Genomic DNA, 25,238 nt, shown 5'->3' with positions numbered 1-25,238 from the left:
GCAGGGTAAATCTATGGAAAAAAGGAAGGAAATCAAATCATGAATTTAGACATACCAAATTGGACAATCATTCTCTCCGTCGTGTTCCTCTGCCTCTGTTTTTACTTCACTCTATCATTTATTGAAAGCATTCAGGACGGGGAAAAGCGTGTAGTCAAACAATCAAAATCAGCGGCTGTCCTTTGTTTTGCTGCAGCATTTATAATCCCTGTATGTGTGAGTTTTATTAACGGGTGATATTTTCCGCGTCAGAATTGAAACCAAGCCCTCACCTTTACCAAAGGTGAGGGCTGTTTTTTTATGTCCAATGATTTACACTCTGACATCCTCCTGACACATTCAAGACTTATAGTGTAATCAGTTCAAAGGAAATGAGGGAGCGGAATGAGTGAACCGAAGACATCACTTTTAAAAGTAACCGGCATCGCCTTATCCTCAGGGATTTTAGGGGCAGCACTTACATTAGGAACCGTGTCTCAAATGGAAGAACTGCCGAATACATCTGAAACGGCCAGCGCGTCTCAAGAGGCAGTGGAGGCTGAGACAGAACCATTATCCACAACGTCTGCGTCTACAGCGGATGTTGCAGAACAGGCCTCGGAAGCGATTGTCGGTGTCGTAAACTTGACGAACCAGCAGACGCCGTTTGCTTCGGGAGAGGATGTGACAGAGGCGGGTACAGGCTCCGGTGTCATTTATAAGGTGGAGGACGATGCCGCCTATATTGTGACGAACAACCATGTGATTGAAGGGGCATCGGAAGTGGACATCTCCCTTTTTGACGGGGAGACCACCTCCGCGGAAGTCATTGGCGCCGATGCGCTTACGGATATTGCCGTTTTGAAAATAGAAGGAAGCTTTGATATCGAACCACTGGCCTTCGGCGACTCCGATTCCATCCGTGCAGGCGAGGATGTCCTTGCAATCGGGAACCCGCTTGGCCTGGACTTATCCCGTCCGGTCACCCAGGGGATTGTCAGTGCGGTCGACCGGACGATTTCTGTAACGACGTCTGCTGGAGAGTGGGATCTTGATGTCATACAGACCGATGCCGCCATCAGTCCAGGGAACAGCGGGGGTGCGTTAATCAATGCCTCAGGTGAGTTGATCGGAATCAACAGCTTGAAAATGGCGGATGCCGATGCGGAAGGGCTTGGCTTTGCAATTCCAAGTAATGATGTGGAAACACTGATTGCGGACATGAGTGAAGATGGTCAGGTGGACCGCTCCTACCTCGGCGTGGGTGTCGTCGGCGTCAATGAGGCGCCTGCCCAGTACCGGACGTCACTGCCGGAAGGAACCGAAGAAGGCGTCATTGTCGCCTCTGTCGATGAAACATCAGCCGCTGCTAAAGCAGGCCTGCAGGTTGACGATGTGATGACTTCTATCGATGGAGTGGCAGTCTCAGACAGCACGGACCTGAGAAAATATTTATATACAGAAACAAACGCAGGCGACACCGTCGTCGTGGAATTTTACCGAAATGGAACTTCGCAGACGGTGAATGTGACCCTTACGGAACAAATCAATGAGTAGAATAGGAGTTTTGAAAAGATGAATAAAAAAATGCTGCTGGGAGGAGTGGTGGCGGTTTCCGCTGTCCTCCTGATTATTTTGAGCCTGAGTATGGATCCGAAGGAAAGTGTAGCTTCCGTGAACGGAGAAGTAATTGAAAAGGAGGAGCTGTACGATACGCTGGTGGAACAGTACGGTCAGGAAACGCTGGATACGCTGATTACCAACAAAATCGTTGAACTGGAAACAGAAGACAATGACATTACGGTGAGCCAGGAAGCTGTGGAGGAAGAACTGGCTATGTACTATGATCAGTACGGTGGTGAGGAAGCCTTCCAGTCCACTCTTGAAGCAAGCGGGATGACGATTGCGGACGTAGAGAAGGATATTGAAGATTACTTAGCTGTTGATCTGCTGCTTGCTGAGAGAATTTCCATCACTGATGAAGAGAAGGAAACGTATTTTGAAGAGAACAAGGAAAGCTACAATCAACCTGAGCAGGTAAGTGCTAGACACATCCTGACTGAGACCGAGGAAGAAGCGGAGGAAGTATTATCAAAACTGGACGAGGGCGAGGCGTTTGAGGATCTGGTGGCCGAATATTCCATCGATGATACGACAGTGGCCTCCGGAGGCGATCTAGGGGCGTTCAGTGAAGGTGAAATGGTCGAAGCCTTTGAGGAGGCCGCTTTTTCCATGGAAGTTGGGGACATCAGTGATATCGTTGAGACGGAGTACGGCTATCACATCATTGAAGTGACCGACCATACCGAAGCGCAGGATGCAGTTTATGATGAAGTCGAAGAGGAAATTGGTGAGACGTTATACCAATCCAAAGTCAGTGAAGAGTACGACCTTTGGATGCAGGAAAAAATGGAGGAGTACGATATTGAAAACACTCTGGAGTAAATAAGAAAAGGCCAGCCATTTACGGGCTGACCTTTTTTCGATGATTGATGGAGGAGCGCGTCTCCAGATAGGAAAGCAGCGCTTCGATGATTTGATCCTTATCGTAGTCCATCGAGGCGACGTGGTAGGAATTCTCCAAGACGTATTTCGATACATTGTGGGAAGAGACTTTTCTAAGGATGTAATCGGTATTCTCCGGTGGAACGACGTTGTCAACGCTGGACACCAAACAGGTGAGTGGACATCGAATGCCGGATAATTTTCTTCTGACGACCTTCATATACTTCAACAGTTCCTGGTAAGCGGTCAACGGTGTCTGGGTATAGGTGATCTCCACCGCACCGGGGTCTTTGATGTCAGGCTTTCCTTCCTCTATATAAAAGGGCTCGGACGCTTGTTCCAGATGGGAGAACGCCGGGATATACATAGCTGGGTTGATTAACGCTATGCCGGAAATGCCGGGATATTGAGCAGCGAGGTCCAGGGTCAGCGTGCCTCCCATCGACTGTCCGATGACGAACACTTCCCTGCACCGGGAGTACAACTGCAGATAAGCGGCTTCGATTTCCATATACCAATCGGAGAACGAGCAGGAAGCCAGATCTTTATAGTGCGTTCCGTGACCTGGAAGTCGTGGCACCGATACGGTATAACCTTGATCCGCCAGCCCTTCTGCCACCTCTCTCAGACTCTGGGGCGTTCCTAAAAAGCCATGACAGAGCAGTACCCCTGTATCATTTCCTTCAAAAAACAACGATTCCGCACCATCAATAACCGGATAGGCTTCCTTCATCATGTTTCCCTCCATCTTCATTCACTGGTCGTTCGATAAAAATCTATTAGTGCTATTAAAATACAATAATTCCGATAAGTCAACTATGTTATATAAGCTGATCCATTTGATCAACGCTTTCCTTCCATGTGAAATGGATTTTTCAAGGGCCATCCAGGAATGCTAGAATAGCAGAGAAAGTGTAAAAGGAGGCTTGCTTTTGAAGGGAATCTTATTGGTGCTTTTATCTGTTTTATTCCTGACAGCGTGTCAAAGTGAAAGGGAATGGTCCTTCTCTGAAATTGGGAAAAAGGATCTTCCAGGGGACGCGTTGTCCTATTTTCAAACGGTAAAAAATAGACATGGAAATCATATGTTCCAAGACGGAGATCAGAATACGGTGTATATCTATTTGAACGGAACAAAACAAGGCGAAGGGGCGGAATATTATACACTTCGAGGTCCGGTCAGAAAAAGATACGCTGAACCTGTTATACAAGACAGAGGCCGGCGCTGGTGGTTCGGTTAAATCCGAACGCTTCTACAGAGTCGACGGTTATCAAAGTTATGAGATCCTGAGGATTTATGAAAACGGAAAAGAAGCCGCCTTTGAGACCATATCTCTGGGTGGATAATTTTCTCTATCCCTATAGAAAAAGGACTCTCCTCCTCTCATTCGCCTTACCCTGATCCATAGGCGTCGCCAATGCCTATACTGCAACCTGGTCATGTGGTGAGGTCTTGAGGAAGTTGAAGCCTGCGGGAACAGAACAGACCCACCCATAACCGGAACCTGCGCTTCTTTTACCTACATAAATAAAATAACATGAAAGTGAGCCTGTACGATGCGGAAAATTCTTGCTGCTTTATTCAGCAGTTTTGTAACAGCTTTATTAGTATCCATTTATCTCACATCGGATTACAGCAATCTGGTCGGAAACTTATATTTTAATTTAGTCAACATCTATTTGGGGCATGCTGTGTTTGCCCTCCCCCTGTCTTTCATAGCCGATCGATTAAGCAGGCAGCTGTCGTTGGGACGCTTTTTTATTGAGTGGGGCCTGTACCTTTTAATTGGACCATTTCTAGCTGTGTTATTGGCTGTCTTTACGATGTTCTTAAGCTTGTATCTCATACCGATCAGCTTCATTTTTCCAATCACCTACACGCTCGTTAAAAAAATCCCTGCTGCTTTCCTAAAGAAGAGTCTGACAGCGGCTGTCCTCTTATCCGTTACGGTGATCACGGTTATGTATTACAGTATCCGTTAGTTTCAGGGTCATAAATAAGCTGTTCGGGTCTTCCTTGTAGCCGGCGAAAGGACCACAGAAAACAAACCCAAAGTTCTTATACAGCTGGACAGCCGGATGGAACGCCTCTTGAGACCCGGTTTCTAAAAAGAGCTGTGTATACCCTCGGGCGCTGGATTCATTTATGATGTGTTGGAGCAATCTGTGGGCGACGCCTCGTCTTAAATGGGAAGAGGCCGTTCTCATCGACTTGATCTCTCCGTGCGCCGGATGGAGTTCTTTCAACGCTCCCATTCCCACCAGCTCTCCCTTTTCCCAGGATGTCCAAAAGGTCACGCCGGGCTGCTTTAATTTTTCTATATCCAATGCGTGGATGCTTTCGGGCGGGGAGTGCAGGGTCATATTGAAAAGGTGTTCCTTTATGAATGCTTGTACTTCATCGCTTGTTAAATCATCGTTTTTGATGTCCATCCATGGCCTCCTGTTTTATACGTCCTCCATCTACAATTCGCGTTTAAACGGGACTTGTCCTTTCCGGCCCCCTGTGTTGTAATGAAAATAACAGTTTTATAGCATGTTTCACTAGGGGAGCCCTGATGACGGGGCTGAGAAAAGCAGAAGCTTTGACCCTTACAACCTGATCTGGCTCATACCAGCGGAGGGAAGTGAAGCGGTCGATGATTGATCTTTTCTTACATGATGATCAAGCCCGCTCCTTCTCTCGAAGGGCGGGCTTTTTATATGGAAGGAGAGAGTACGATGATTCAGTTAGAGGATTTGCTGCAGAGAGTGGAGGAAAAGGAAGAGCAAATGCACCAGCTTCTAGGGGACTTGGTCGCCTTTCCGACGTTAAGCCCTCCAGCCCGAAATGCGGCGGAAGCACAACAGTACATAGAAGAGTATTTAAGCCGGATGGATTTTGAAATAGACACGTGGGAACTGTACCCCGGCGATCCGATTGTCGTCGGAACGAAAAAAGGAACCGACCGGGAACACAGCAGAAGTCTCATCTTAAACGGTCATATTGATGTGGCTGCGCTGGATGAAGGGGAATCGTGGGAGCATGATCCTTTTACACTGACCTCGAAGGACGACCGCTTGTACGGTCGCGGCACGGCGGATATGAAAGGTGGAATGGCGGCTGTTCTGTTTGCACTCAAACTGCTCCATGAAGCGGGAATCGAGCCGACCGGCGATCTTCATGTGCAGTCCGTCGTCGGTGAAGAGGTCGGAGAAGCAGGAACAAAATCCTGTGGAGAAAGAGGGTATTATGCCGATTTAGCCATCGTATCCGATACAAGTAACTGCGCCATTCAAGGGCAGGGGGGCGTTATTACCGGATGGATAATGGTTGAAAGCCCGGAAACCTTCCACGATGCGGAACGCCGTTCGATCATTCACGCCGGTGGAGGAAGATACGGAGCGGGGGCGATTGAAAAAATGATGAAAATCATCCAGTCGCTGCAGGAATTGGAGCAGCACTGGGCGGTGACGAAATCGAGTCCAGGCTTTCCACCTGGATCGACGACAATCAATCCGGCTGTCATTGAAGGTGGAAGGCATGCCGCTTTTATCGCCGACCGCTGTGCTTTATGGATTACCGTGCACTATTATCCAGAAGAGCATTATGAAGATGTGATCGAAGAAATTGAAGCACATGTCCGTGCTGCCGCCCAGGCCGATCCATGGCTGAAAAACCATGCCCCTCAATTCAAATGGGGAGGAACGTCCATGATCGAGGAGCGCGGAGAAATCTTCCCCGCCTTTTCTGTCGATCCTGCCCATCCAGGGGTACAGCAGCTTCAACAAGCCCATAAAATCATCCACAATACGCCGGCGGAAATGTCCATGTCTCCGACTGTGACGGATGGAGGGTGGCTCTCAGAAGCAGGGATCCCGACCATTCTCTACGGTCCCGGCACGCTGGATCAGGCGCATGCGGTGAATGAGTCGCTGGACCGGGGACAGCTGTTGGATTATACGAAAACAATGATGGCTTTTTTATACGATTGGTTTCAACAAGCAGATGACAAGGAGGAAGCGTAATGTTTACAGACCGTTTATACGAAAGTGCCCGTCCGATTTGGGAGGCCTACCTCGATCATCCATTCGTCAAAGGGATTGGGGACGGCACGCTCGAGCTTGAGAAATTCCAATTTTTCATGCGCCAGGATTATTTGTACTTGATTGATTACTGCCGCGTGTTTGCTCTTGGTTCCGTTAAGGCGAAAAGCCTGGATACGATGACGATGTTCTCTGAACTGCTTCATTCCACTTTAAGTGAGGAAATGGAACTGCACCGGAACTATGCGGAACGGATCGGCATCAGCCGGGAGGAGCTGGAGGAGACGAAACCTTCTGCCACCCTCCTCGCCTATACGAGCTATATGCTGAACAAGGCAAATCAAGGATCAGAGGCTGAGGTGGCGGCCTGTGTGCTGGCCTGCACATGGAGCTACAACGTGATCGGCCTTCACCTTGCCGAACAAAATCAAGGAGAAAAGCACGAGTTTTACGGCGATTGGATTGAGATGTATGCGTCCGAAGAATTTTCTGAGCTTGCTTCCACACTGAAAAAATTAATCAACGAGCTGGCTGACGGACTTCCGGAAAGTGAAAAAGCTCACCTCGAAGAGATCTTTATTCATACGAGCAAGCTGGAGTATATGTTCTGGGAGATGGCGTGGAAACAAAAAATGTGGGTCGAGGAAGATAGCTTTTTGAATGAGTCGTAACATTTTCTCCTGATGTAGAAGAAAGGCTGTCGAGGACACATGATCGACAGCCTTTTTTTGCTGGGGCTTATATCAAGGGGGGGGTGTTCGTCATTGCGTAAAAGCAGCATTGTTCTTGAATGTCGGCTGTTAAAGGGTAATCTCCCTTCGTAACGCAGGATTAAAGATCATCGGCCTTTTATGTTTGATTTATATACAGCGGACAACCTTTTTTAAACAGGATGGCATCTCTTTTTTCTCCTTATTAGGTGAAGTCACGAGAGCGTTCGGTGGTGACGCCTGCGGGAACGGCACGAGCCGAAGATCCACTTGGGGAGGTGGTTTTCCTGCCCAAGTTAGCTGAGGCCGTGCCCGCGGCAAGCATCCACCGATAAGCGGCACGTGACCCTCCACTCACACGATAAACAGGTAAGTGCGCTGAATGATAAGCAAATGCTGAGACCCCCCTCTTCTTTTCGGAGAGGGCATTGGTGTCGGAAGTAGTCAAAATGTCACGAACGAGGTAGAATGAAAGGTAGACGATCCCTTTCATCCCATTTGGAAAAAGAGGCAAAGGAGAACATACCTATGAAGGAAATCCAACAGCAGATCCTCCACTATTTTACCGGGATGCCGAACACGTTCATCCCGACAGGTAAGATTGCGGAGTCTCTCGGATACTCAGATAAAGCCATTCGGAATCATCTGCCGGCCGTTCAGGATTATTTGGACGAGCAGGGACGGACGGGTGTCATTGAGAAAAAAGCCGGCCGCGGGGTGCGGCTTGCGATTAAAGAAGCTGACAACGCCCTGTTGATCGACCATCTCCATCATTCCTTTCCTCAAAATGAAGCGCAGGATCGTTCCCTCCGGACGAAAATCGCCTTTGCCCTGTTGTCCGCCCCACGCCCGGTCACCATCCAGAAGCTGCGGAAAGACTACTACCTTTCCCATACCGGTGTCCGAAATATTCTGGATGAAATCGAAACATGGCTGCACCCTTATCATCTGGAAATGGTCCGCAAGCAGAAAATCGGCGTATATATTTCCGGAGAGGAAAAACAGATCCGTCAGGCCGTGACAGGACTTTCTTCACTGGAAGGCCCCGCTGAAGATGTAACAAAGGTTCTTTTTGATTCCTTCTTCATACGGACGATTCAGCACGAATTGGCAGCCCTTCAGGAAAAACATCAGGTCGAATTCACTGATGCAGCCCTCGAATCCCTGCTTCTCCATACCGCTTTTATGATTAAGAGGGTTCAGCTTGGTCAGATCATTTCGCTGCCGGAAGAAGATGTCCAGTCGATCCGGACCCACGAAGAATATCCGTGGGCGGAAGAAATGTGTAATCGTCTGGAGCGTGTTTTTGCGATGACGTTCCCAAGGGAGGAAGTCCTCTATTTGACCATGCATCTGAGAAGTGCGAAAACTCATGCGGCATCCAGGGAAGGTCTTACACCGGAGCTTCCCGAAGAAATTTCCAACATTATCGACTGGCTGGTGACAGAAGCATCGGCCCAGACCGGGTACCGTTTTGAAGAAGACGAAGTCCTGCGTGATCATTTATTTGTACATCTGAAAACGACGCTGGCCCGCCTTTCCTACGGGTTGTCCATCTCCAATCCCTTACTGATGACCATCAAGAAAAAGTATCCATACCTTTTTGATACGCTTGTCTGGATTTTAGACCAGCACAAGGAAGAGCTTCTCTACCCGATTCCGGAAGAGGAGGCCGCCTATTTAGTGCTGCATTTCCAGGCGGCTCTGGAAAGGAAGGCAACCGTGAAAAAGGAAAAAGTGGAAGTGGTGATCGTCTGTCATATGGGGATGGGACTTTCTCAGCTGCTGGCAGCACGGATGGAAAAGCTGTTTCCAGATATCCATATTCACGGCAGTATTGCGGCGCACCGGCTGCGCTCGTTCACAAAAGAGCATCGTGTAGACGGGATTATCTCTACAGTACCGATTGAAGAATTGGACATTCCTGCTGTCGTCGTTTCGCCGTTATTTGAAGCGGACGATCAGTCGCATGTAAAAAGTCTCATCAAGCAGCTGGAGCAGGGGAGAACCTCTGATAGAAAAAGGGGAAAAGAATCCGTTCTCCTTCAGAACATGTCGCCTTTTCTCATTCAAACGGGGCAGTCCGGGGTGTCTAAATATGAAGTGATCGAGGAACTCTCCCGCCTGCTTATGAAAAAAGGGTATGTGAAAGAAGGTTATCCTCAATCCTGTCTGCACCGGGAATATTTGTCTTCTACAGCCATTGGCGGCGGAATCGCCATCCCTCATGGCCGGGCGGAAGATGTGCACAGCTCCGCCATAGCAGTGGCCGCCTTTCCTGAACCTGTGGAGTGGGATGGTGAGCTGGTGCATGTCGTCCTGCTTCTTGCGATGAACTATGAAAACACACAGGAAGCCCGGCAGTTGTTCAGGGAAATCCACACGTTAACGTCAAACCCTTCATTCGTAAAACAGCTGGCTGAACAGCAAGATGCCGCAACATTTATGAATGCGCTTTACAATAATCCATAAGTACCACAGCCTGTGGAAGATATAAAAATTATTCCTCCCTTATTGTTTGCTACAGTATAAGTAAGCGATAACAAGAGGAGGAAGCTTATGAAGATTCTAGCGATTACATCATGTCCCAACGGCATCGCCCATACGTACATGGCGGCAGAAAACCTGCAGAAGGCGGCCGATGCGATGGGCATCGATATAAAGATTGAAACCCAGGGGTCCATCGGGGTGGAAAATGAATTTACGCAGGCAGACATCGATGCAGCTGACGGGGTGATTATTGCGGCTGATAAAACAGTCAATAAAGAGCGGTTTGTCGGCAAGCCACTTGTAGCTGTCGGTGTCCAGCAGGGGATTAACTCTCCTGAAAGATTGATTCAGCGGATTATTGATGGTCAGGCATCCGTCCATGAAGAAAGCGGTCAGCGCTCCAATGAAGATGCTGGAAACGCATCCGGTGGGAAAGGGCAGAATGCCTTTTACCGCCACTTGATGAACGGGGTTTCCTACATGATTCCGTTTATCGTCATCGGAGGACTGTTGATTGCCATTTCGCTCACGCTTGGCGGCACATCTACACCGGAAGGCATTCAAATTCCGGAAGATTCCTTCTGGAAGACGATTGAAAACATTGGTGCTGCATCGTTCAGCTTCATGGTACCGATCCTGGCTGGTTTTATCGCCATGAGTATTGCAGACCGTCCGGGTCTTGCGCCGGGGATGGTTGGCGGGTACATTGCCATGAACGGAAGCTTTTACGGCAGTGAAGCCGGAGCTGGCTTCCTTGGAGGAATCATAGCTGGTTTCCTTGCAGGTTACATTGCCCTGTGGATTAAGAAAATCAAAGTCCCGAGTGTCGTCCAGCCGATTATGCCGATCATTGTCATCCCGGTGCTTGCTTCCCTTGCCGTCGGATTGATTTTTGTAACGATCGTAGGTGCACCGGTCGCCCAGATTTTTGAGTCGTTGACAACGTGGCTGCAGGATATGCAGGGAACAAGCTCCATTCTGCTTGCTTTAATCTTAGGCGGCATGATTGCCTTTGATATGGGGGGACCTGTCAACAAGGTCGCCTTCCTGTTCGGATCAGCCATGATTGCAGAAGGAAACTATGAAATTATGGGTCCGATTGCCGTCGCGATCGCCGTTCCGCCGATCGGTATGGGGATCGCTACCTTCTTGAACCGCCGGAAGTTTGCGGCAACGGAAGTGGAAACAGGAAAGGCATCCTTTACGATGGGGCTTTTTGGAATTACAGAAGGAGCCATCCCATTTGCTGCGCAGGATCCTTTCCGTGTCATCCCGAGTAACATGATCGGTGCCATGGTCGGAGCTGTTATCGCCATGATGAGCGGAGTAGGTGACCGTGTTGCCCATGGCGGACCGATTGTCGGTGTGCTTGGAGCTGTGGATAACGTCCTCATGTTCTTCGTCGCCATTATCGTTGGTAGTTTTGTAACAGCGATTACCGTGAACCTTTTGAAAAAAGAAGCAGCTGTAGAACCTGCATTGGCGGGAGTGCAGACGCAGCCAGCAGCAGAGGAAACGGTGAAAGAGGAAAAACCGGCCATGAAAGAACAGCCGCAGCCGGAAGAGGAAAACGCAGACCTTCATTCGCTCACGAATAAAAACCTGATCCAAGTGAACGTAAAGGCAGAATCAAAGGAACAGACCATTGATGAGTTGATTGATCTTCTAGCAGCAGAGAATGTCTTGACGTCCCGCACCGATGTTAAAGAGGCGATTTTACAACGCGAAGCGGAAGGATCCACAGGCATCGGAATGAACATAGCCATTCCGCATGCCAAATCGACCGCTGTGAAAGAACCACGAGTCGCCTTCGGAGTGAAAAGGGATGGTGTCGACTGGAACAGCCTTGATGGCACAGAAGCCAAGCTGATTTTCATGATTGTTGTACCGAAGGAAAGTGAAGGAACGCAGCACCTGAAAATTCTACAGATGCTGTCCAGAAAATTAATGGATGATCATTACAGGGAACAGCTTTTACAGGTCACATCAACCGATGAAGCCTATCAGTTATTAAAAGAAGTCAAATAAAAATCAGAGGGCCTGAGGCCCTCTGATTTTTATTTTGGATAAGAAACAATGGCTTTTGCCGTTCCTTCCAGTTTGAAGTTTTCCAACCCGTAAGGAAGAATAACATGATCGCCTTTTTTCAGGAGCTCTGTGTCTGTTCCTGTGAAAGTCACTTCGCCCTCCAGGATGGTAGCCAGCAGATAATCGGCCGGTTTGCTGCTTTCATAGGCACCATTGAGATCGAGATGGAAGACTGTGAAAAAATCATTTTCCGTCAGAGTGGTAATCGAAAGGTCCTGGTCCTGCTTATAAGAAAAATCATTTTCCTGTTTTTCATCTGGAATTGTTGTGACCTCGACGGCTTTATCTAAATGAAGCTCACGCGTCTGATTCTGGTCATCCCGGCGGTCATAATCGTACACGCGGTAGGTGGTATCGGAGTTCTGCTGGGTTTCAAGAATCACAATACCTTCTCCAATGGCGTGAATCGTGCCGGCGGGGACGAAGAAGAAATCGCCTGGTTTGACAGGTACGCGGCGCAGAAGCCCATTCCAGTCTCCTTTTTCAATATAATCCTCAAGCTCCCCGCGCGTTTTTGCATGGTGACCGAGAACGATTTCAGAGTCTTCCTTACAGTCCACAATGTACCAGCACTCTGTTTTTCCATAGGCTTCATTATCTTCAAGCACATGGGCCTGGGCGTCATTGGGGTGCACCTGCACAGATAGATCATCATTGGCATCCAGAAGCTTAATCAAGAGCGGGAAGGCCTTCTCATCGTTGTCCTCATTGAACAATTCTTTTTTATGTTCCTTCCAGGCGTCCATCAGTGTCCAGCCTGCCAACGGTCCGTTCGTAATCGTGGAGGATCCGCTCGGATGGGAGGCGATTCCCCAGCATTCACCTGTGTGGTCACTTGGAATATCGTAATCAAAATTCGTATGTAGAGAACTGCCGCCCCACACTTTTTCCTTAAAGATCGGGGATAGTCGTATTAAATCTGTATACATAGCCAAACTCCTTTATCTGTGTGATAGAGTAAACCGCTTACGTAAATCGACTAAATTATATCAAATATTTCCTTGTAGAGACAGGCTTTTGAAAAAGAGTGAAACGAAACAGAGTCTTCATCGTATAGGAAGATAAAGGAAAATAGTGAAGGAGTGTCTGCCTTATGGAAGTGACGATGGAACCACCATTACAGCGGTTATCCAAGGACAGTATAAAAGTGTGGATATGGAAGGAAATTATTGAGAATATCATCGGAACAGTTGTGCTGGTCCTCTTGTTTATTCTGGACCGCGTGTTTTCCTGGCCGGTCTGGACCGGGTGGGTTCTGTACGGTCTTGTTGGTTTAACAGCAGCAGGGATGATCTGGGCTTTTTTTAAAGTGAACTTATTACATAAGCACTGGCGGTACGGAATGAATGAAGACTTCCTTTATTTAAGGTCAGGGGCCTTAAAAGAAGAATACAAGGTCATTCCTATGACGAAGATCCAGTCTGTTTCTACGAATGAAGGACCTCTGCTGAAAAAATATGACCTCTCTTCTGTGGAAGTCAGTACCATTGGACGCATGCACGTCATTCCTGCTCTACCTAAGGCAGAGGCAGAAAAACTGCGGCAGCAGATTGCTCTATACTCCAATGTAGAGGAGGAAGATGAATGATAGGGAAAGGTAGAAGCAGATATCATCCGAAGGCCATGCTTCATGATTACATCCATCTGATCAAGACGAGTGTCCCTTTGTTTTTTCTGTTTTTTGTATTAAAGGTCGATTCAAGCGCATGGTTGTTCACCTATGGCCGGTATGTCCTGCCAGCAGCTGTTACCTTTTCCGCTCTCTATATTCCGGTCAAGTGGTATGCAAAAACGTATGAGATTCTCCCTTCGGCAATTGTTGTATCATCGAAACTTCTTACAACATCGACAAGTACGATTCCTTATTCAAAAATTCAGCAGGTGAAAAGAAAGACGACATGGGTGCATCGGTTGACCGGAATGACCTCCCTTACTTTGGAAACAAGTTCAGAAGGTCGTGACGGCACCATCCGATTTGATGTTTTAAGACCATCGGAGGCGTTATCCATTGAACAGCACGTACAGCAGGAACAAACAGCTGTTGAATTTGAAACGTCCCAAGGAGAGGGGGTTTATTCCGAGGATCACAGTCATCAGGAGGAAATAGAGCGAGTGGAATCGGAAGAACCCGCTGGTCAACCGGTGCCGAGGGGATCGACTGGGGAGAAAACAATTCATTATACACCGACGAAGAAGGATATCATGAAGGCCTCCCTTGTCTCTCTCAGTTTTCTTACGGTTGTGCCGTTTGCAGGGTCGTGGCTTTCCAATGCGGAGGATCTGCATTTTGAAAACCAGGTGAACGGGCTGTTCGAGAGCATCTTATCGTCGATCTGGATGATTACAGGAACGCTTGCCTTCCTGGCCGCTGCAGGATTTGTAATTGGAATCGTACGTACATATAAGAAGTATGGGAAGTTTGAATTGGCTTCAACATCAGAAAGGATCTTGATAACAAAAGGAGCCTGGGAGCAGGATTACCTTTCTGTGGAGAAGGAAAACGTGCAGGCCGTCTTAATTGAGCAGTCCCTCATGAAACGGCTTCTCGGTTTTGCTTCATTAAAACTGGTCATTGCCGGTGAAAAGGAAGGGGAGGAAGTAACATCCCTGTATCCATTTCTACCAGTGAAGCGTGCCTATAGTCTCGTTCATGAAATGCTTCCGAAATATCGTGTGCTCAAGAATATGGAAAAGCTGCCCCGTCAGGCCCTTTATATCCGTCTGCTTCGTCCCAGCTGGTTATGGATAGCAGCAACGGCGGGGTTGTATATCTTTAAACCAGCGCCTTTCCATATCGATCTGCCGTGGTGGGCGTTTTCATCGGTTCTTCTCTTCGTCATTATCCTGTCCCGCATCCAAGGGTATCTTCACACCCGTTTCCAAATGGATGACACGTTCATCCAAACCCAGACAGGCGGATTCACAAAGACGCTGTATCTTTCTAAGCGAAGTAAAGTGATCGAAGTGGAAGTATCCCGGGACTATTTCCAGCAGAAATCAGGGCTCGCTTCGCTTACCTTAATCAACCGTGCTGCCCCTGTGTGTGAAACGGTCGTGCAAGATGTGCCGGAAGCATTCGCTGAACGTTTGAAGGTATGGTATACCCATAGAGATCATAAAAGAAGAGCTTCTTAATAAAAGCCCCCTGCTTTTATAACAGGGGGCTTGTCCTTATTTGCGTGTTCTACGCGCGTAGGGGTAAATTGGATCCTTCAATTGGAATTCATAGGTCTCACCATCGACGATACCGACGACTTTGTCGCTGTCATACAGGTCGAGCATGAACTGGGCCATTTCTTTTGCTGTGTGGAACTGTGGAATATTTCCTTCATAGTCGAAGTTTTCGGTGTCCATGGAACGGTCGGCGAATTCGGTTTCTGTTGCAGCCGGTGCAAGGACTTTTGCCTGCATCTTCGCTCCTTTGTCCTCAAGCTCCTGCGCCATACCTTCTGTGAAGGCACTTACGAAGAATTTCGTTGCACAATAGGTCACAGCATCCGCTACAATCGTATAGCCTCCGCCGGAAGAAACGTTGATCAGCTGCGTTCCTTCGACATCTGCATAATCCCGGGCATACAAGGATGAAAGAATCGTAAGGGCTTCGTTGTTCAAGCGGAGCATGGATTCAATTTTAGGAAGCTTCTGTTCTCCAACCGCTGCAAAGTTTCCAAAGCCGGCATTGTTGATGAAGGTCTCAATGTCGAGGTCTTTCAGGCTTTCATAAAAGCTGTAAACATTTTCTGAAATGGATAAGTCAACTTCACGGATAATCACATCCAAATCCGGGTTGATGTCATGGACTTCTTTTTTCAACTGTTCCAGCTGCTCTGTTCTGCGGGCGGCGATGACGAGGTTTTTTCCTCGTCCTGCGAAAACCAGTGCCGATTCATAACCAATACCTGAGCTTGCTCCTGTAATGACCGTATATTTCATGATTGATCCCTCCAATAATTTTAGTACACTGTTATTGTAGACCTTAGAGAGAACTCTAAGTCAAATCATAACTGTAAAGGTGGAGGAAGCCGATGTATACCATCAGTGAAACGGCCGAAAAACTCGGCATGAGTGCTCATACTCTACGCTACTATGAAAAAGAAGGCATTATTGCCCCGCATCGAAATGAAGCAGGAGTCAGGGAATTTGATGAGCAGCACATCCTATGGCTGCAGTTCGTAAAAAAAATGCGGGAAACACAGATGCCTGTGACGCAGATCAAAGAATATACCAAGCTGTTTCAGGAAGGTGAGCACACAGCCGGAGACAGGCTGAAGCTCCTCGAAGAACATCAGCAGTACATTAAGAGCCAGATTGAAACCTTAAAGGCGACGGATGACATGCTGACGAAAAAGGTTGCCGCTTATAAGGAAGCGATGAAAGGTGTATTGAATTAATGTTGTAAGCAGGTCCGGCAAATGCCGGATTTTTTTAATCACTATTGTAAAGGTCCCTTGACGTTAAGTTACCTTTACAATAAAATGGGGATAATTGGAGGTGGAGGTGTGGAAAACCGGCTGGCTGAATTCAGAAAAAAACATGGATGGTCACAGGACAAACTCGCAGAAAAGCTTCATGTGTCGAGACAGACGATTATTTCCATAGAAAAAAACAGGTATTCTCCTTCCCTCCCTCTCGCTTTTGAGATCTCGCGAACGTTTGGTGTTTCTATTGAAGATATTTTTATTTACCGCGAAGGAGGACGAGAATAATGGATCATTATCCAAGGACATTCATCGTTTTAGGATCACTGCTCGGGGCTATGGGACTTTCTTTACTGATCATTGGACTGCTGGCTGACGGGGCTGTACAGGGGCATTCTTTTTCGATGCTCTCTTTATCGGTGCTTGCCTTCTGCATGAGTTATTTGTACCCACAGTTTAAGCAGAAGGATGAACGGATGAAGTCCATTCGTCAGAAAGCTGTTTCTTATGCCTTTACGGCCGGCATCGGGTATATGTTAGTCTTTTCCCTTTTAGCTGAGCTGAATGTCCTGACGATGGACGTGTCCAGCGTTCTTTCGCTGATCATTGCCTTGAGTATGACGACCTTGTTCCTGCTGCTTGTTTTCCTGGCACGTAAATATTGAAGCAAAAGGAGAGGATCTCATGAGCTGGTTTTTTCCTGTTGTGTTTTTAATCACATTTGGCATCAGCTATTATATTTTGAAAAAGGAAACGACGAATGGATCTCTATCAAAAAAAGGCTTCTACCAAATCACAGTTTTCCTGCTTTTTATCTTTCTCTTGGCGTTCAGTGTTGCTGCCTGGGGAGCATGATCATTTTTCCCGGACCGGCACACGGGGATTCCGCTTCTTTTGTGTAAGACAGCTTACACTTCTGAGCGCAGTGGTAGTGGATCGATCTCTCCCGTGTTACATTGGATTTGTCTTCAAGAGAAGACCCAAGACCACGAAAGAGGTGTTGGTATGATCAAGTGGATGTTGTCCAAGATCACGAAGAAAGCCCATGTTTCGCAAAAGCTGACTCAGAGAGAATCGGAGAAAGAAGACCAGCTCCAGGCTTCTCTAAAAGTAGAAGGCTGTGTTCGTGGCTGTGATCCAGGCTGGTGCTGCCCCAGATAAACCAGGAAAGTGTAAGCTGTCTTATGAATGTGAAGCAGGAATGTTGCACAGATTTGATACAACTGATATATTTTTTCTGTACCAACCGGTTGGTCTAGCTATCACTTATAAAAAAAGAAAGATTCGAGAGGAGAATGATCCATGGCTAAAATGAACGAAAAAATCACAGCAGTATCTAAAGGTATGAAAACAGAAGGTGTTTCCGGAGAGCATAAGGTTGTCATTGATGAACCTGCAAAAATGGGAGGAACCGACGAAGGTGCCAACCCACTTGCAACCCTTCTTGTATCTCTTGCAGGGTGTGAAAACGCGATTGCAAACTTCGTAGCCAAAGAAATGGAGTTCGATCTTCAAGGCATCGATTTCGAAATTGACGGAGAACTGGATCCCCGCGGTATGATGGGAGAAGAAGGCGTCCGCCCTTACTTCCAGAAAATCACCGTAAACGCGACTGTTCACACAAGTGAATCAGAAGAGCGTCTGGCTCAATTCCAAGAAACGATTGATTCCCGCTGCCCTGTGTATACAACACTAAAAGCGGCTGACGTTGAAATGATCCCGAACTGGGTTAAAGCATAAATATTTTTTCCAACACCCTTTAAGTGTCATCTTAAAGGGTGTTTATTTTTGTAAGGCGGGTTACAGGTGGAGACAGACCGTGCCTGTATACTGAAGGCTTGGGAGAAAGGGACATACCTTTTCAAGAAAGGCATTTTTATTGAATGCATCGGAAAGTCCTGTTACTGTTTAAAGACTTATTCAGAATGAAAAAGGAGGGACAAGTGTATGAAGCAGTTATTCTTATATGTGTTCGGTATACTCATCTCGAGCCTGGGCATTGCGTTTTTCATTAAAGCGGATGTTGGGGTTGGCACGACAGACAGTGTCGCGGTAGGCTTGTCCTCCCATATACCAATTAGTGTAGGGGTAGGAATGATGACAGTCCATGTAACGGTAATTCTTTTAAATAGTATTCTTGGAAAGACGATTCCATCCTTATTTGTATTTATTCCAATTGTTCTGAGAGGGGTAACCCTCGACTTGTGGAATGTCCTTCTTACAGATTTCCAGCTGGAGTCGCTCGCCTTAAGATGGGGACTCTTATTCGTTGGAATTGCCTTCATGGGAATTGGCATTGGCTCCTATCTGCACACGAATCTCCCTAAAATCCCTGTTGATGAACTTATGCAAACATTGATGAAGAAAGATGGACTCTCTCTTAGAGTAAATCGAAATCTCTATGAATTTTCCTTGCTTGTCATCGGGTTCCTGCTTGGGGGGCCAATTGGAATCGGAACGTTCGTTATCTCGTTCTTACTAGGTCCATCCATTCAATTCTTCTATGAACGATGGAATGAGCTGCTATCACCTACAAATAAACGACAATACGCAAGTACTTCCTAACTGCTGAAGAGTCAATTCTAATGAGAATTGACTTTTTCTTTAGAAACAGAACGGACTCCATTTCAAAGGGATAAGAGTGTTAAGGCAATTATACCTCCATGGAGAGTGTAGTTCTTCATGGAAGTCCTACCTATGCTTCAAGACAAGAGGGGCGTTCGTTATTTAAAATCCCAACACACAAAAAAGCTTCCATTAAATTGGAAGCTTTTTTGCTATGCATATCATTATGAACTTAGCAGGGGGATTTTTTAAATCTAGTTTTCCAGTCATATACCGCATTCATTTTCTTTTAATGTTATAGATTTCAACGAAGAAAAGATCCGAATTTTTCTATGATCTGTCATGGCTGAAGTCTGCTCTAGGCTGTCCGTAAAAAAGATCCTGCGATAGAGATAGCTCCAAATACTGCGAACGTCACAGCATAACCAACCCATTCAATCATACTGCCTGCAAGGATAGACCCTATCACTTGGCCAAAGGAAAGCATAATGAAAGGTAAACCTATACCTAAAGACGCATTACTCTCAAATACACGGATTCCCCAGACGATAAGCAAGCCACATATAAACAAGTTCGAGGTGCCGAATAACGCAGCTGCTCCCAATATCATAGGAATGCTGTCAGATGCCCAGGTGAGTAGAAACGAAGCTCCTCCCATCATCACAGCAAATAGGGTATAACTGGATTGGAGCCCGATCCGTTCGATAACGGTGCCGCCTAAACCACTGGTTATACCGAAGAGTCCGATCGTGACCCAGAATAGAGATAATACGAGGGTACTGAATTCACCGCTGCTTTCTATGAAACTCCTGGAGAAAGTCCAAAAACATGCACTTGAAATCCCCATTAGAACAGCCGCGGTCATGATCGATGTAGCTCCTTTTAATCCTTTTGCCGATAATATCCCGCGTTGAACCTTTAAGGAATCGTCAGGTTTTGGGATAATCCGATAATTCCACCATAAAACGAGTAAAGCAATAAGAGCATAGAGTAAGTAAGTGTATCGCCAATGAAGCGGCAGCAGAAGGGCGCCAACTCCTGTGGCGACAATACCTAGACTAGTACCGGAGTTTATCCATGTATTGGCTTTTCCTTGTAAGGGTACCTTTATCCAATGAGCAATAGCTGATCCGTACGGAGGAGACACGAGCCCTGTACTTCCCCCGGCCAGGAGAACGCCTGCCGCAAGCATCCATTCGTTTAAGGAAGCGCTGATCATCAGCATACCACTAACAGCAAAACCACCCGCCAGCATAATCATAGGTTTAGGCCCTTTATTAGTTGTCAGGACAGTAGAATAAACAATGGTAAAACAAAAGGCAAGGTAAAATAGAGAAGAAATGATACCGGAAAGTGTATCGGACATTTGAAAGGAATGGGAAATGTTGGGGAGCAACAATCCGAAACTGTACCTTGCTAATCCATAAGTTACTGCAATCATAGTTACGCCTGGAAAGACGAGTCTCGTGAAATTCATAAGCTGTGATACTCCTTTGTTTCTATACTTTAGATAGAACGTTCTTTCTATCTAAGTTACAAGTATTGATCCAGACAAGCTGTATGTTTTTACCATGGACTCTTCTTTATGGGGCAAGGATTTACTTATAGAAAAAACGGTATCCGAAAGGATGCCGTTTACGTTAGGAAATGGGATTGAAGAGCTTTTGTCATGGTAACTGCATGATCAGTGGCTTGTGTAGGATCTGTAATCTGGGCCATGGATGTAGCCCCTTCGATAATAAGAAGAAATTCATAAGCAAAGTTCTTCTCATCTTTGATATTGCTGCGAATGGCAAGTGTCTCGAAATACTCAAGGACTTTTGATTTATGCTTTTTGGCAATATCTGCTATGTTCTTGTCTGTATCCTGATATACTTCAATGGCACGCAGGAACATACAACCTTGAGGGGATACCTCTTTTAAGAATGCTCCATGTAATTGGGCAATCCGTACAAATGTATCGTTAGAATAGTCCTCGGATGCAGGACAAATGTATGCCCAGTACCGCTCTTCACGGTTTTTGACAGCCTCTTCTACAAGCTTGTTCTTAGAGGAAAAGTGATTATACAACGTCATCGTCGCAACATTTGCTTCATCAACAATTTGTTTTAAACCAACTCCATGAAATCCATAAGTATAGAAGAGGTGTTCGGCAGTATTTAATACTTGTTTGCGCTTCTCACTCAATGGTTAAGCAAACCTCCTTTAGATAGAACGTTCATTCTATTGTCAACGTAGCATCTATAATAGTAGAAGTCAAAGTAAACAGGAGTGGTTTCCTGATTTCTATGGGTTTCTATTTAGAATTAAGCGATCAGAGCTGGCTCTATATCTAAAAAGGCAAGGTAAGAATGCTTCAATGTAAAAACTAACCATTCCTTCATCCTTTTCTAATACATCCACATTTTCGAAGCCGATTGTAACAGTCTGTAGAAACAGTTCGTCATAGTATGTCATGTTGAGAGGGCACGTTCCGCTTATCGGTGGATGCCTGCCGCGGGAACGGCCTCTGCTGACTTGGTCAACAAGACCACTGGACCAAGTGGATCTTCGGCTCGCGCTGTGTCACCACCAAACGCTCCTCGTGACGATGTTAGAATATAGAGGAAAGAGATTGTGCCCTATGCAGATTCGCAGATTCAAAAGAACGGCACGGGCTGCGTTACTGTCGCTTGCGCGGAAAAGAGAATGTGCGCGAACAAGCGTTACTGACGGCGGCCTGCAAAAACATGAAAAAGATTGCCCTTCACCTATCCAGGGTGAGATAGGTGAAGGAGAGTCTTTTTTGGTGAAGGGCGGGCGAATACCAGGAGACTCCTGCGGAAAAACGGGCGACCCGAGACCCCGCAGTGTGGGTTTTCACGAGGAAGCTCGGGCGTTCGTCCGCGGAAAGCGAGTGGTATTCGACCGCACGAACTGCACAAAAAAACTTGCAGAAAAACACGGGGTTTCTCTACAAGCTGACGACAGCCATAGGGCTGTCGTTTTTATTTTACTTATCCTCTAAATCTACTTTCAGGGCTTCTGCCATAATTTTAGGAAGATCGGTGTTGTCGATCAGGCCGCTGAAGGAATTGGACCGAGGTCCGTAGGCATAAACTGGAATGTCTACACCTGTATGTCCAGTACTGGTCCATCCGACAAGGGCTTTATCACTCACATATTGGTTAATGGCAAGTTTTGGATCTTCAGATTCCTGGATTTTTTGAACATCTTCTTCGGACAAGTCAAATGGTGTATGACTCTCTACGACTTCTTCAACGTTGGAACGATTTTCGTTTAATTCTTCAGCCATGAATGCACCTGTTGCTGTAACCTTTTTTACAAGCTCCGGCCTGGTGTCATACTCGCCATTAGATCCAACGGTCATACCGCCGGTTTCATGGTCACCGGCTATGACTACGAGAGTGTTTCCATCTTCTTCAGCAAATTCCATGGCCTTTTCCACTGCTTGTTCAAATGCTGCTGTATCCTTGAATGCCCAAGTGGGATCATTATCGTGGCCTGCCCAGTCAATTTGGCTGCCTTCAACCATTAGGAAGAACCCATCCTTGTCTTTCTCAAGGAGGTCAATTGCACGTTCGGTCATTTCTGAGAGACTTGGCTGTTCTGTATTTTCACGCTCCAGTTCGGGTTTTAAGGGGCCGTCTGCAAATAAACCTAGAAGCTTTTCCCCTTCTTCTACATCAATATCCTTGCCTTCCATTAAATCGCTGCGCGTTTCCACGTTTTTATAACCTGCTTCCTCTGCTTGCTCTAATAGATTCTCATCTTGCTGTTCGCCGCCTTCAGACGCTGGGAGGAAGAAATCTTTACCTCCACCAAGCATAACATCGACATCGTTATCCAGCATTTGCCTGGCGATTTCAGGCTGATGATCACGTGACTTTACATGGGAAGCAAATGCAGCGGGGGTCGCATGGGTAATCGTAGATGTTGCAACTAACCCTGTTGATTTCCCTTTGTCTTCTGAAGCCTCTAGGATTGTTTTCACTTTATTTCCGTCCTTATCTAAACCTATCGTACCATTGTTCGTTTTAACACTAGCTGCCATTGCTGTTCCGGCAGCAGCGGAGTCGGTTACCCTGGAATCATCTGAATAGGTTTTGTGCAGACCTTTCAAATGTTTATCCCAAACGGCATCTTCCCCCTTATACCATCGGTAGCTTGTAGCGTAATCCGTGTTAAAACCATCAGGAATCATAAAAATCACGTTGTCGACTTTTTCCTGGGGAGGACCCGCTTGGTCGGGGGTTTCTTTTCCGTCCCCTTCCTGCGCATCAGGTTGTTGAACACAGCCCACTCCTGCGCCCAAAATCAAACTTGCACTCATGATAAAAACACCGGCTTCTTTAAACATATGTACACGCCCTTTACTGATGTGATGCATCAACAGTATACCAAGTCCATCCTTCGTTAATTTTAACGAAGGATGAAATTCATTTAAAAATTTCATGTGATGTGTAAATATCAGACAGCTTTTGTGCAGGGATTAATCCTTGCACAAAATGTTTTTCCTCCCTTTAGCAGTTCTTATTGTTAGTAATAGCAAGACTGAACTTTACCTAGGTGCAGGCTTTGTAAGGAATGCTGGAGGAGGAAGTAGTGGAGGGATTTTATAAGTATTACAGGGTAATCTCCATGAGCAGCGCATTCATACAAGCGCATGGGCCTCTTGCCGATTTTTTACAAGGCAGGAGAAAAATAAAACACTCTTAGGAGGAGCGTCCGGTTGTTTATTTTGTTTACGGATAGATGCTATTCTGTGTTTGAATAGTTCCTGAACGTGTCTTAGTAACCCTTCTATAATGTTTCAAGATGAATGAGATACTTATCGGAGGTTTGGTTGCAATCTTTAGTTGGGCATAGGTTTGATATGATTGAATGACTATTTATTGTTCATGAGCCATTGGTCAGATAAAGGTACTCGCTAAACTAAAGATTAAATGGAAGAAGTGTTCCAATGAAAAGTTTTTGTAAATACCCTTTGATCATCATTTACATGTTTTTGTTTAGTTATCCAGCAAGTATTTTTGAAGTTCCAAAGAATAGCTATTACATACTCATCGGGTTTCCATTACTATTGGGAGGTGTTTTGTTCATACATTTTTTATTTCAAAGGAACTCCTGACTCCATATACATAGGTTGAACATGTTTTTTTCTGTCCTGAAGGGGGGGTTTTTAAATGTGGATCCTATTTGCCGTTATATCGATAGTGGCAACAATCATCAACGTATACCTGTATATAGCAGGAAAGGAATATAAGTTTGCTATGGCAGTTGGGTTGTCTTTCACTTCACTAACCCTCTGCGCTGAATACAGTCTTGTATCCCGGTGGGTGGCAGCGGAAGACTGGGCTGCTTTATTAGATGTCGTGCCCGGAATGGAAGAGGCGTTGTGGTCTTTGACAATTGTTTCTATCATACTGAATACAGCACCTGTACTGTTGGAAATGAAAAGGAAAACATAACCACTTTCCTATCCCTCTTTTAGATGGAAATAGGAAACATTAGTGGCATCTGCCCGATATGAAAAGAGGAACTTCCGAATGGGGAAGTTCCTCTTTTTATTTGAACATCCGCACCGAATGGAATAAAAGGGAATTATTCAGCTTCAAGAGTTTCCATGCAGCAATTCCTCTGTTTTATCCGCATCGATGGAAAGATAGCGGACTTTTTTTATATACCCGTCTTTTTTCAATTGACTCATCATTGCACTGGTCGTCTCTCTGGTGGCTCCGATCATGTTGGCGAGATCCTGGTGGGTGAGTTTCATTTCGATGGTCTGCCAGTTTTTCTTCCGGCGGCCGGTTTTGTGACTCAGCATGAGCAGCAGGTAAAGGAGCCGCTGCTTCACATCACTGAGGGCGATTTTTTCACTCAGGCTGTAAACATCCTTCAATCGTGAGGAGAGAATGTCAATCAGTTTCAGGGCTACGTGCGGATTCTCCTTGATGAAGCTTTCATAGTCCTCATGGCTGAGCGTACAAAGATACGTGTCGGTCATAGCTTCTGCATAGGTTTGGTCATCCGTCAGACTGATGGTGGAGGTTTCTCCGAAAATGTTGCCGTCTACTAATATATCCACCGTAAACTGGCGGCCGTCTTCGTTCATGCGGTACAAGCGCACCTGTCCCTTCTTCAAAAGGAAAAGCACGTCCATAGGGTGATCAGGAGAAACAATCACCGTTCCTTTTTTTACGGGGCTCATTTCACTCATTTGATCAATACTCATTAATTCATCCTTGGATAGTTCTTCAAACAAACTGATCTGGGAAAGCAGGGTCAGCTTATCCATTCGTGTTCACCTCATATCTTCCCTGAAATTGAATCATGGTTAAGACAGGGAAATCTTTCTCTATGATAGCAGGATGGCAGAGACCTGGGCAATGTGCGGATCAGAGCATTGTCTGTTGTCCTGCAGGCGTGTTATTATTATACAACTTGACCAACTGGT

General features: G+C 46.3%; 26 protein-coding genes, 1 pseudogene and 1 riboswitch. Of the genes and pseudogenes, 19 read left to right on the top strand and 8 right to left on the bottom strand.

What is annotated here, in order from left to right; all coding sequences use genetic code 11:
• Nucleotides 1–384: 384 nt before the first annotated feature.
• Together ACXAGL_RS03050 and ACXAGL_RS03045 are read left to right on the top strand one after the other, a co-directional pair.
• The gene (locus ACXAGL_RS03050; protein ID WP_474989740.1) at nt 385–1,536 is read left to right on the top strand and encodes a S1C family serine protease; all 1,152 of its coding nucleotides are present in this window, start codon (nt 385–387) and stop codon (nt 1,534–1,536) included.
• An 18-nt stretch (nt 1,537–1,554) separates the two neighbouring features.
• Nucleotides 1,555–2,424, top strand: coding sequence for a peptidylprolyl isomerase (locus tag ACXAGL_RS03045; protein ID WP_474989738.1), 870 nt, complete (start codon nt 1,555–1,557; stop codon nt 2,422–2,424).
• Nucleotides 2,425–2,443: 19 nt separating this feature from the next.
• Here ACXAGL_RS03045 and ACXAGL_RS03040 read toward each other — a convergent pair whose 3' ends face one another.
• Complete coding sequence (locus tag ACXAGL_RS03040) at nt 2,444–3,217, bottom strand: alpha/beta hydrolase (RefSeq protein WP_474969430.1); 774 nt, start codon at nt 3,215–3,217, stop codon at nt 2,444–2,446.
• A 199-nt stretch (nt 3,218–3,416) separates the two neighbouring features.
• On the opposite strand from ACXAGL_RS03040, the gene ACXAGL_RS03035 reads away from it, so the two are divergent.
• Together ACXAGL_RS03035 and ACXAGL_RS03030 are read left to right on the top strand one after the other, a co-directional pair.
• Nucleotides 3,417–3,725, top strand: coding sequence for a hypothetical protein (locus ACXAGL_RS03035; protein WP_474989736.1), 309 nt, complete (start codon nt 3,417–3,419; stop codon nt 3,723–3,725).
• A 316-nt stretch (nt 3,726–4,041) separates the two neighbouring features.
• Entirely contained in the window at nt 4,042–4,467 is a 426-nt protein-coding gene (locus tag ACXAGL_RS03030; RefSeq protein WP_474989734.1) for a hypothetical protein, read from the top strand.
• Here ACXAGL_RS03030 and ACXAGL_RS03025 read toward each other — a convergent pair.
• Nucleotides 4,423–4,917: a GNAT family N-acetyltransferase gene (locus ACXAGL_RS03025; protein ID WP_474989732.1), complete on the bottom strand. Its 495-nt coding sequence runs from the start codon at nt 4,915–4,917 to the stop codon at nt 4,423–4,425. The two genes, ACXAGL_RS03030 and ACXAGL_RS03025, sit on opposite strands and share 45 nt — an antisense overlap.
• A gap of 103 nt (nt 4,918–5,020) precedes the next feature.
• A riboswitch (TPP riboswitch) is annotated at nt 5,021–5,127 on the top strand.
• 78 nt (nt 5,128–5,205) lie between these two features.
• Here ACXAGL_RS03025 and ACXAGL_RS03020 point away from each other — a divergent pair.
• The 4 genes from ACXAGL_RS03020 to ACXAGL_RS03005 all read left to right on the top strand — a co-directional run bounded on the left by ACXAGL_RS03020 (nt 5,206) and on the right by ACXAGL_RS03005 (nt 11,738).
• Nucleotides 5,206–6,492, top strand: coding sequence for an acetylornithine deacetylase (locus ACXAGL_RS03020; protein WP_474989730.1), 1,287 nt, complete (start codon nt 5,206–5,208; stop codon nt 6,490–6,492).
• Entirely contained in the window at nt 6,492–7,181 is a 690-nt protein-coding gene (gene tenA / locus ACXAGL_RS03015) for a thiaminase II (protein WP_474989728.1), read from the top strand. The genes ACXAGL_RS03020 and tenA overlap by 1 nt, the downstream gene beginning before the upstream one ends.
• 567 nt (nt 7,182–7,748) lie before the next feature.
• Complete coding sequence (locus tag ACXAGL_RS03010) at nt 7,749–9,692, top strand: BglG family transcription antiterminator (protein ID WP_474989726.1); 1,944 nt, start codon at nt 7,749–7,751, stop codon at nt 9,690–9,692.
• 87 nt (nt 9,693–9,779) lie between these two features.
• Nucleotides 9,780–11,738, top strand: coding sequence for a fructose-specific PTS transporter subunit EIIC (locus tag ACXAGL_RS03005; RefSeq protein WP_474989724.1), 1,959 nt, complete (start codon nt 9,780–9,782; stop codon nt 11,736–11,738).
• Between the two features lie 29 nt (nt 11,739–11,767).
• Here the strand turns inward: ACXAGL_RS03005 and manA are convergent, their stop codons facing one another.
• The gene (gene manA / locus ACXAGL_RS03000) at nt 11,768–12,727 is read right to left on the bottom strand and encodes a mannose-6-phosphate isomerase, class I (protein ID WP_474989722.1); all 960 of its coding nucleotides are present in this window, start codon (nt 12,725–12,727) and stop codon (nt 11,768–11,770) included.
• A 164-nt stretch (nt 12,728–12,891) separates the two neighbouring features.
• Here manA and ACXAGL_RS02995 point away from each other — a divergent pair, with 164 nt between their 5' ends.
• Together ACXAGL_RS02995 and ACXAGL_RS02990 are read left to right on the top strand one after the other, a co-directional pair.
• Nucleotides 12,892–13,386: a PH domain-containing protein gene (locus ACXAGL_RS02995; protein WP_474989720.1), complete on the top strand. Its 495-nt coding sequence runs from the start codon at nt 12,892–12,894 to the stop codon at nt 13,384–13,386.
• Nucleotides 13,383–14,933 (top strand): PH domain-containing protein, encoded by a 1,551-nt coding sequence (locus tag ACXAGL_RS02990; RefSeq protein ID WP_474989718.1) that lies wholly within the window; start codon nt 13,383–13,385, stop codon nt 14,931–14,933. The genes ACXAGL_RS02995 and ACXAGL_RS02990 overlap by 4 nt, the downstream gene beginning before the upstream one ends.
• A 36-nt stretch (nt 14,934–14,969) precedes the next feature.
• Here ACXAGL_RS02990 and ACXAGL_RS02985 read toward each other — a convergent pair whose 3' ends face one another.
• Nucleotides 14,970–15,731, bottom strand: coding sequence for an SDR family NAD(P)-dependent oxidoreductase (locus ACXAGL_RS02985; RefSeq protein WP_474969418.1), 762 nt, complete (start codon nt 15,729–15,731; stop codon nt 14,970–14,972).
• A 92-nt stretch (nt 15,732–15,823) separates the two neighbouring features.
• Here ACXAGL_RS02985 and ACXAGL_RS02980 point away from each other — a divergent pair, with 92 nt between their 5' ends.
• The 7 genes from ACXAGL_RS02980 to ACXAGL_RS02950 all read left to right on the top strand — a co-directional run bounded on the left by ACXAGL_RS02980 (nt 15,824) and on the right by ACXAGL_RS02950 (nt 18,781).
• On the top strand, nt 15,824–16,189 hold the full coding sequence (locus ACXAGL_RS02980; RefSeq protein WP_474969417.1) for a MerR family transcriptional regulator: 366 nt from the start codon (nt 15,824–15,826) through the stop codon (nt 16,187–16,189).
• Nucleotides 16,190–16,297: 108 nt separating this feature from the next.
• The gene (locus ACXAGL_RS02975) at nt 16,298–16,504 is read left to right on the top strand and encodes a helix-turn-helix transcriptional regulator (RefSeq protein WP_027956271.1); all 207 of its coding nucleotides are present in this window, start codon (nt 16,298–16,300) and stop codon (nt 16,502–16,504) included.
• Nucleotides 16,504–16,881, top strand: a complete 378-nt coding sequence (locus ACXAGL_RS02970) for a permease (RefSeq protein ID WP_474989716.1) — start codon at nt 16,504–16,506, stop codon at nt 16,879–16,881. Before ACXAGL_RS02975 ends, ACXAGL_RS02970 begins: the two co-directional genes overlap by 1 nt.
• A gap of 19 nt (nt 16,882–16,900) precedes the next feature.
• Nucleotides 16,901–17,071 carry a hypothetical protein gene (locus ACXAGL_RS02965; RefSeq protein ID WP_474969415.1) on the top strand — a complete coding sequence of 57 codons (171 nt, stop codon included), beginning with the start codon at nt 16,901–16,903 and terminating at the stop codon, nt 17,069–17,071.
• Nucleotides 17,072–17,221: 150 nt separating this feature from the next.
• Nucleotides 17,222–17,377, top strand: coding sequence for a hypothetical protein (locus ACXAGL_RS02960; RefSeq protein WP_474989714.1), 156 nt, complete (start codon nt 17,222–17,224; stop codon nt 17,375–17,377).
• 141 nt (nt 17,378–17,518) lie between these two features.
• Nucleotides 17,519–17,956, top strand: a complete 438-nt coding sequence (locus ACXAGL_RS02955; protein WP_206933477.1) for an OsmC family protein — start codon at nt 17,519–17,521, stop codon at nt 17,954–17,956.
• Between the two features lie 207 nt (nt 17,957–18,163).
• Nucleotides 18,164–18,781 carry a YczE/YyaS/YitT family protein gene (locus ACXAGL_RS02950; protein ID WP_474989712.1) on the top strand — a complete coding sequence of 206 codons (618 nt, stop codon included), beginning with the start codon at nt 18,164–18,166 and terminating at the stop codon, nt 18,779–18,781.
• Nucleotides 18,782–19,139: 358 nt separating this feature from the next.
• Here ACXAGL_RS02950 and ACXAGL_RS02945 read toward each other — a convergent pair whose 3' ends face one another.
• Together ACXAGL_RS02945 and ACXAGL_RS02940 are read right to left on the bottom strand one after the other, a co-directional pair.
• Nucleotides 19,140–20,258, bottom strand: a complete 1,119-nt coding sequence (locus tag ACXAGL_RS02945) for an MFS transporter (protein WP_474989710.1) — start codon at nt 20,256–20,258, stop codon at nt 19,140–19,142.
• A 158-nt stretch (nt 20,259–20,416) separates the two neighbouring features.
• Nucleotides 20,417–20,968 carry a TetR/AcrR family transcriptional regulator gene (locus tag ACXAGL_RS02940; protein WP_474989708.1) on the bottom strand — a complete coding sequence of 184 codons (552 nt, stop codon included), beginning with the start codon at nt 20,966–20,968 and terminating at the stop codon, nt 20,417–20,419.
• A gap of 443 nt (nt 20,969–21,411) precedes the next feature.
• On the opposite strand from ACXAGL_RS02940, the pseudogene ACXAGL_RS02935 reads away from it, so the two are divergent.
• A pseudogene (locus ACXAGL_RS02935) lies at nt 21,412–21,549 on the top strand (transposase); the annotation flags it as partial.
• Between the two features lie 224 nt (nt 21,550–21,773).
• Here the strand turns inward: ACXAGL_RS02935 and ACXAGL_RS02930 are convergent.
• The gene (locus tag ACXAGL_RS02930) at nt 21,774–23,141 is read right to left on the bottom strand and encodes an alkaline phosphatase (RefSeq protein ID WP_474989706.1); all 1,368 of its coding nucleotides are present in this window, start codon (nt 23,139–23,141) and stop codon (nt 21,774–21,776) included.
• Nucleotides 23,142–23,967: 826 nt separating this feature from the next.
• On the opposite strand from ACXAGL_RS02930, the gene ACXAGL_RS02925 reads away from it, so the two are divergent.
• Nucleotides 23,968–24,252 (top strand): hypothetical protein, encoded by a 285-nt coding sequence (locus tag ACXAGL_RS02925; RefSeq protein WP_474989704.1) that lies wholly within the window; start codon nt 23,968–23,970, stop codon nt 24,250–24,252.
• Between the two features lie 143 nt (nt 24,253–24,395).
• Here ACXAGL_RS02925 and ACXAGL_RS02920 read toward each other — a convergent pair whose 3' ends face one another.
• Nucleotides 24,396–25,079 (bottom strand): Crp/Fnr family transcriptional regulator, encoded by a 684-nt coding sequence (locus ACXAGL_RS02920; protein ID WP_474989702.1) that lies wholly within the window; start codon nt 25,077–25,079, stop codon nt 24,396–24,398.
• Between the last annotated feature and the right edge of the window lie 159 nt (nt 25,080–25,238).

It is taken from the genome of Halobacillus sp. ABA4_118 (assembly GCF_056160205.1).
This window is presented reverse-complemented; position numbering and strand designations above follow the sequence as displayed.

What these genes read in the sequence shown, in the direction of transcription:
- ACXAGL_RS03020 (WP_474989730.1), top strand. Translation starts at nt 5,206, where the DNA reads ATGATTCAGTTAGAGGATTTGCTGCAGAGAGTGGAGGAAAAGGAAGAG.
- manA (WP_474989722.1), bottom strand. Translation starts at nt 12,727, where the DNA reads ATGTATACAGATTTAATACGACTATCCCCGATCTTTAAGGAAAAAGTG.
- ACXAGL_RS02930 (WP_474989706.1), bottom strand. Translation starts at nt 23,141, where the DNA reads ATGTTTAAAGAAGCCGGTGTTTTTATCATGAGTGCAAGTTTGATTTTG.
- ACXAGL_RS02960 (WP_474989714.1), top strand. Translation starts at nt 17,222, where the DNA reads ATGATCAAGTGGATGTTGTCCAAGATCACGAAGAAAGCCCATGTTTCG.
- ACXAGL_RS03040 (WP_474969430.1), bottom strand. Translation starts at nt 3,217, where the DNA reads ATGAAGGAAGCCTATCCGGTTATTGATGGTGCGGAATCGTTGTTTTTT.
- ACXAGL_RS02950 (WP_474989712.1), top strand. Translation starts at nt 18,164, where the DNA reads ATGAAGCAGTTATTCTTATATGTGTTCGGTATACTCATCTCGAGCCTG.
- tenA (WP_474989728.1), top strand. Translation starts at nt 6,492, where the DNA reads ATGTTTACAGACCGTTTATACGAAAGTGCCCGTCCGATTTGGGAGGCC.
- ACXAGL_RS02920 (WP_474989702.1), bottom strand. Translation starts at nt 25,079, where the DNA reads ATGGATAAGCTGACCCTGCTTTCCCAGATCAGTTTGTTTGAAGAACTA.
- ACXAGL_RS02990 (WP_474989718.1), top strand. Translation starts at nt 13,383, where the DNA reads ATGATAGGGAAAGGTAGAAGCAGATATCATCCGAAGGCCATGCTTCAT.
- ACXAGL_RS03045 (WP_474989738.1), top strand. Translation starts at nt 1,555, where the DNA reads ATGAATAAAAAAATGCTGCTGGGAGGAGTGGTGGCGGTTTCCGCTGTC.
- ACXAGL_RS03050 (WP_474989740.1), top strand. Translation starts at nt 385, where the DNA reads ATGAGTGAACCGAAGACATCACTTTTAAAAGTAACCGGCATCGCCTTA.
- ACXAGL_RS03030 (WP_474989734.1), top strand. Translation starts at nt 4,042, where the DNA reads ATGCGGAAAATTCTTGCTGCTTTATTCAGCAGTTTTGTAACAGCTTTA.
- ACXAGL_RS02945 (WP_474989710.1), bottom strand. Translation starts at nt 20,258, where the DNA reads ATGAATTTCACGAGACTCGTCTTTCCAGGCGTAACTATGATTGCAGTA.
- ACXAGL_RS03025 (WP_474989732.1), bottom strand. Translation starts at nt 4,917, where the DNA reads ATGGACATCAAAAACGATGATTTAACAAGCGATGAAGTACAAGCATTC.
- ACXAGL_RS02980 (WP_474969417.1), top strand. Translation starts at nt 15,824, where the DNA reads ATGTATACCATCAGTGAAACGGCCGAAAAACTCGGCATGAGTGCTCAT.
- ACXAGL_RS02970 (WP_474989716.1), top strand. Translation starts at nt 16,504, where the DNA reads ATGGATCATTATCCAAGGACATTCATCGTTTTAGGATCACTGCTCGGG.
- ACXAGL_RS02955 (WP_206933477.1), top strand. Translation starts at nt 17,519, where the DNA reads ATGGCTAAAATGAACGAAAAAATCACAGCAGTATCTAAAGGTATGAAA.
- ACXAGL_RS02995 (WP_474989720.1), top strand. Translation starts at nt 12,892, where the DNA reads ATGGAAGTGACGATGGAACCACCATTACAGCGGTTATCCAAGGACAGT.
- ACXAGL_RS02925 (WP_474989704.1), top strand. Translation starts at nt 23,968, where the DNA reads ATGTGGATCCTATTTGCCGTTATATCGATAGTGGCAACAATCATCAAC.
- ACXAGL_RS02985 (WP_474969418.1), bottom strand. Translation starts at nt 15,731, where the DNA reads ATGAAATATACGGTCATTACAGGAGCAAGCTCAGGTATTGGTTATGAA.
- ACXAGL_RS02965 (WP_474969415.1), top strand. Translation starts at nt 16,901, where the DNA reads ATGAGCTGGTTTTTTCCTGTTGTGTTTTTAATCACATTTGGCATCAGC.
- ACXAGL_RS03010 (WP_474989726.1), top strand. Translation starts at nt 7,749, where the DNA reads ATGAAGGAAATCCAACAGCAGATCCTCCACTATTTTACCGGGATGCCG.
- ACXAGL_RS03005 (WP_474989724.1), top strand. Translation starts at nt 9,780, where the DNA reads ATGAAGATTCTAGCGATTACATCATGTCCCAACGGCATCGCCCATACG.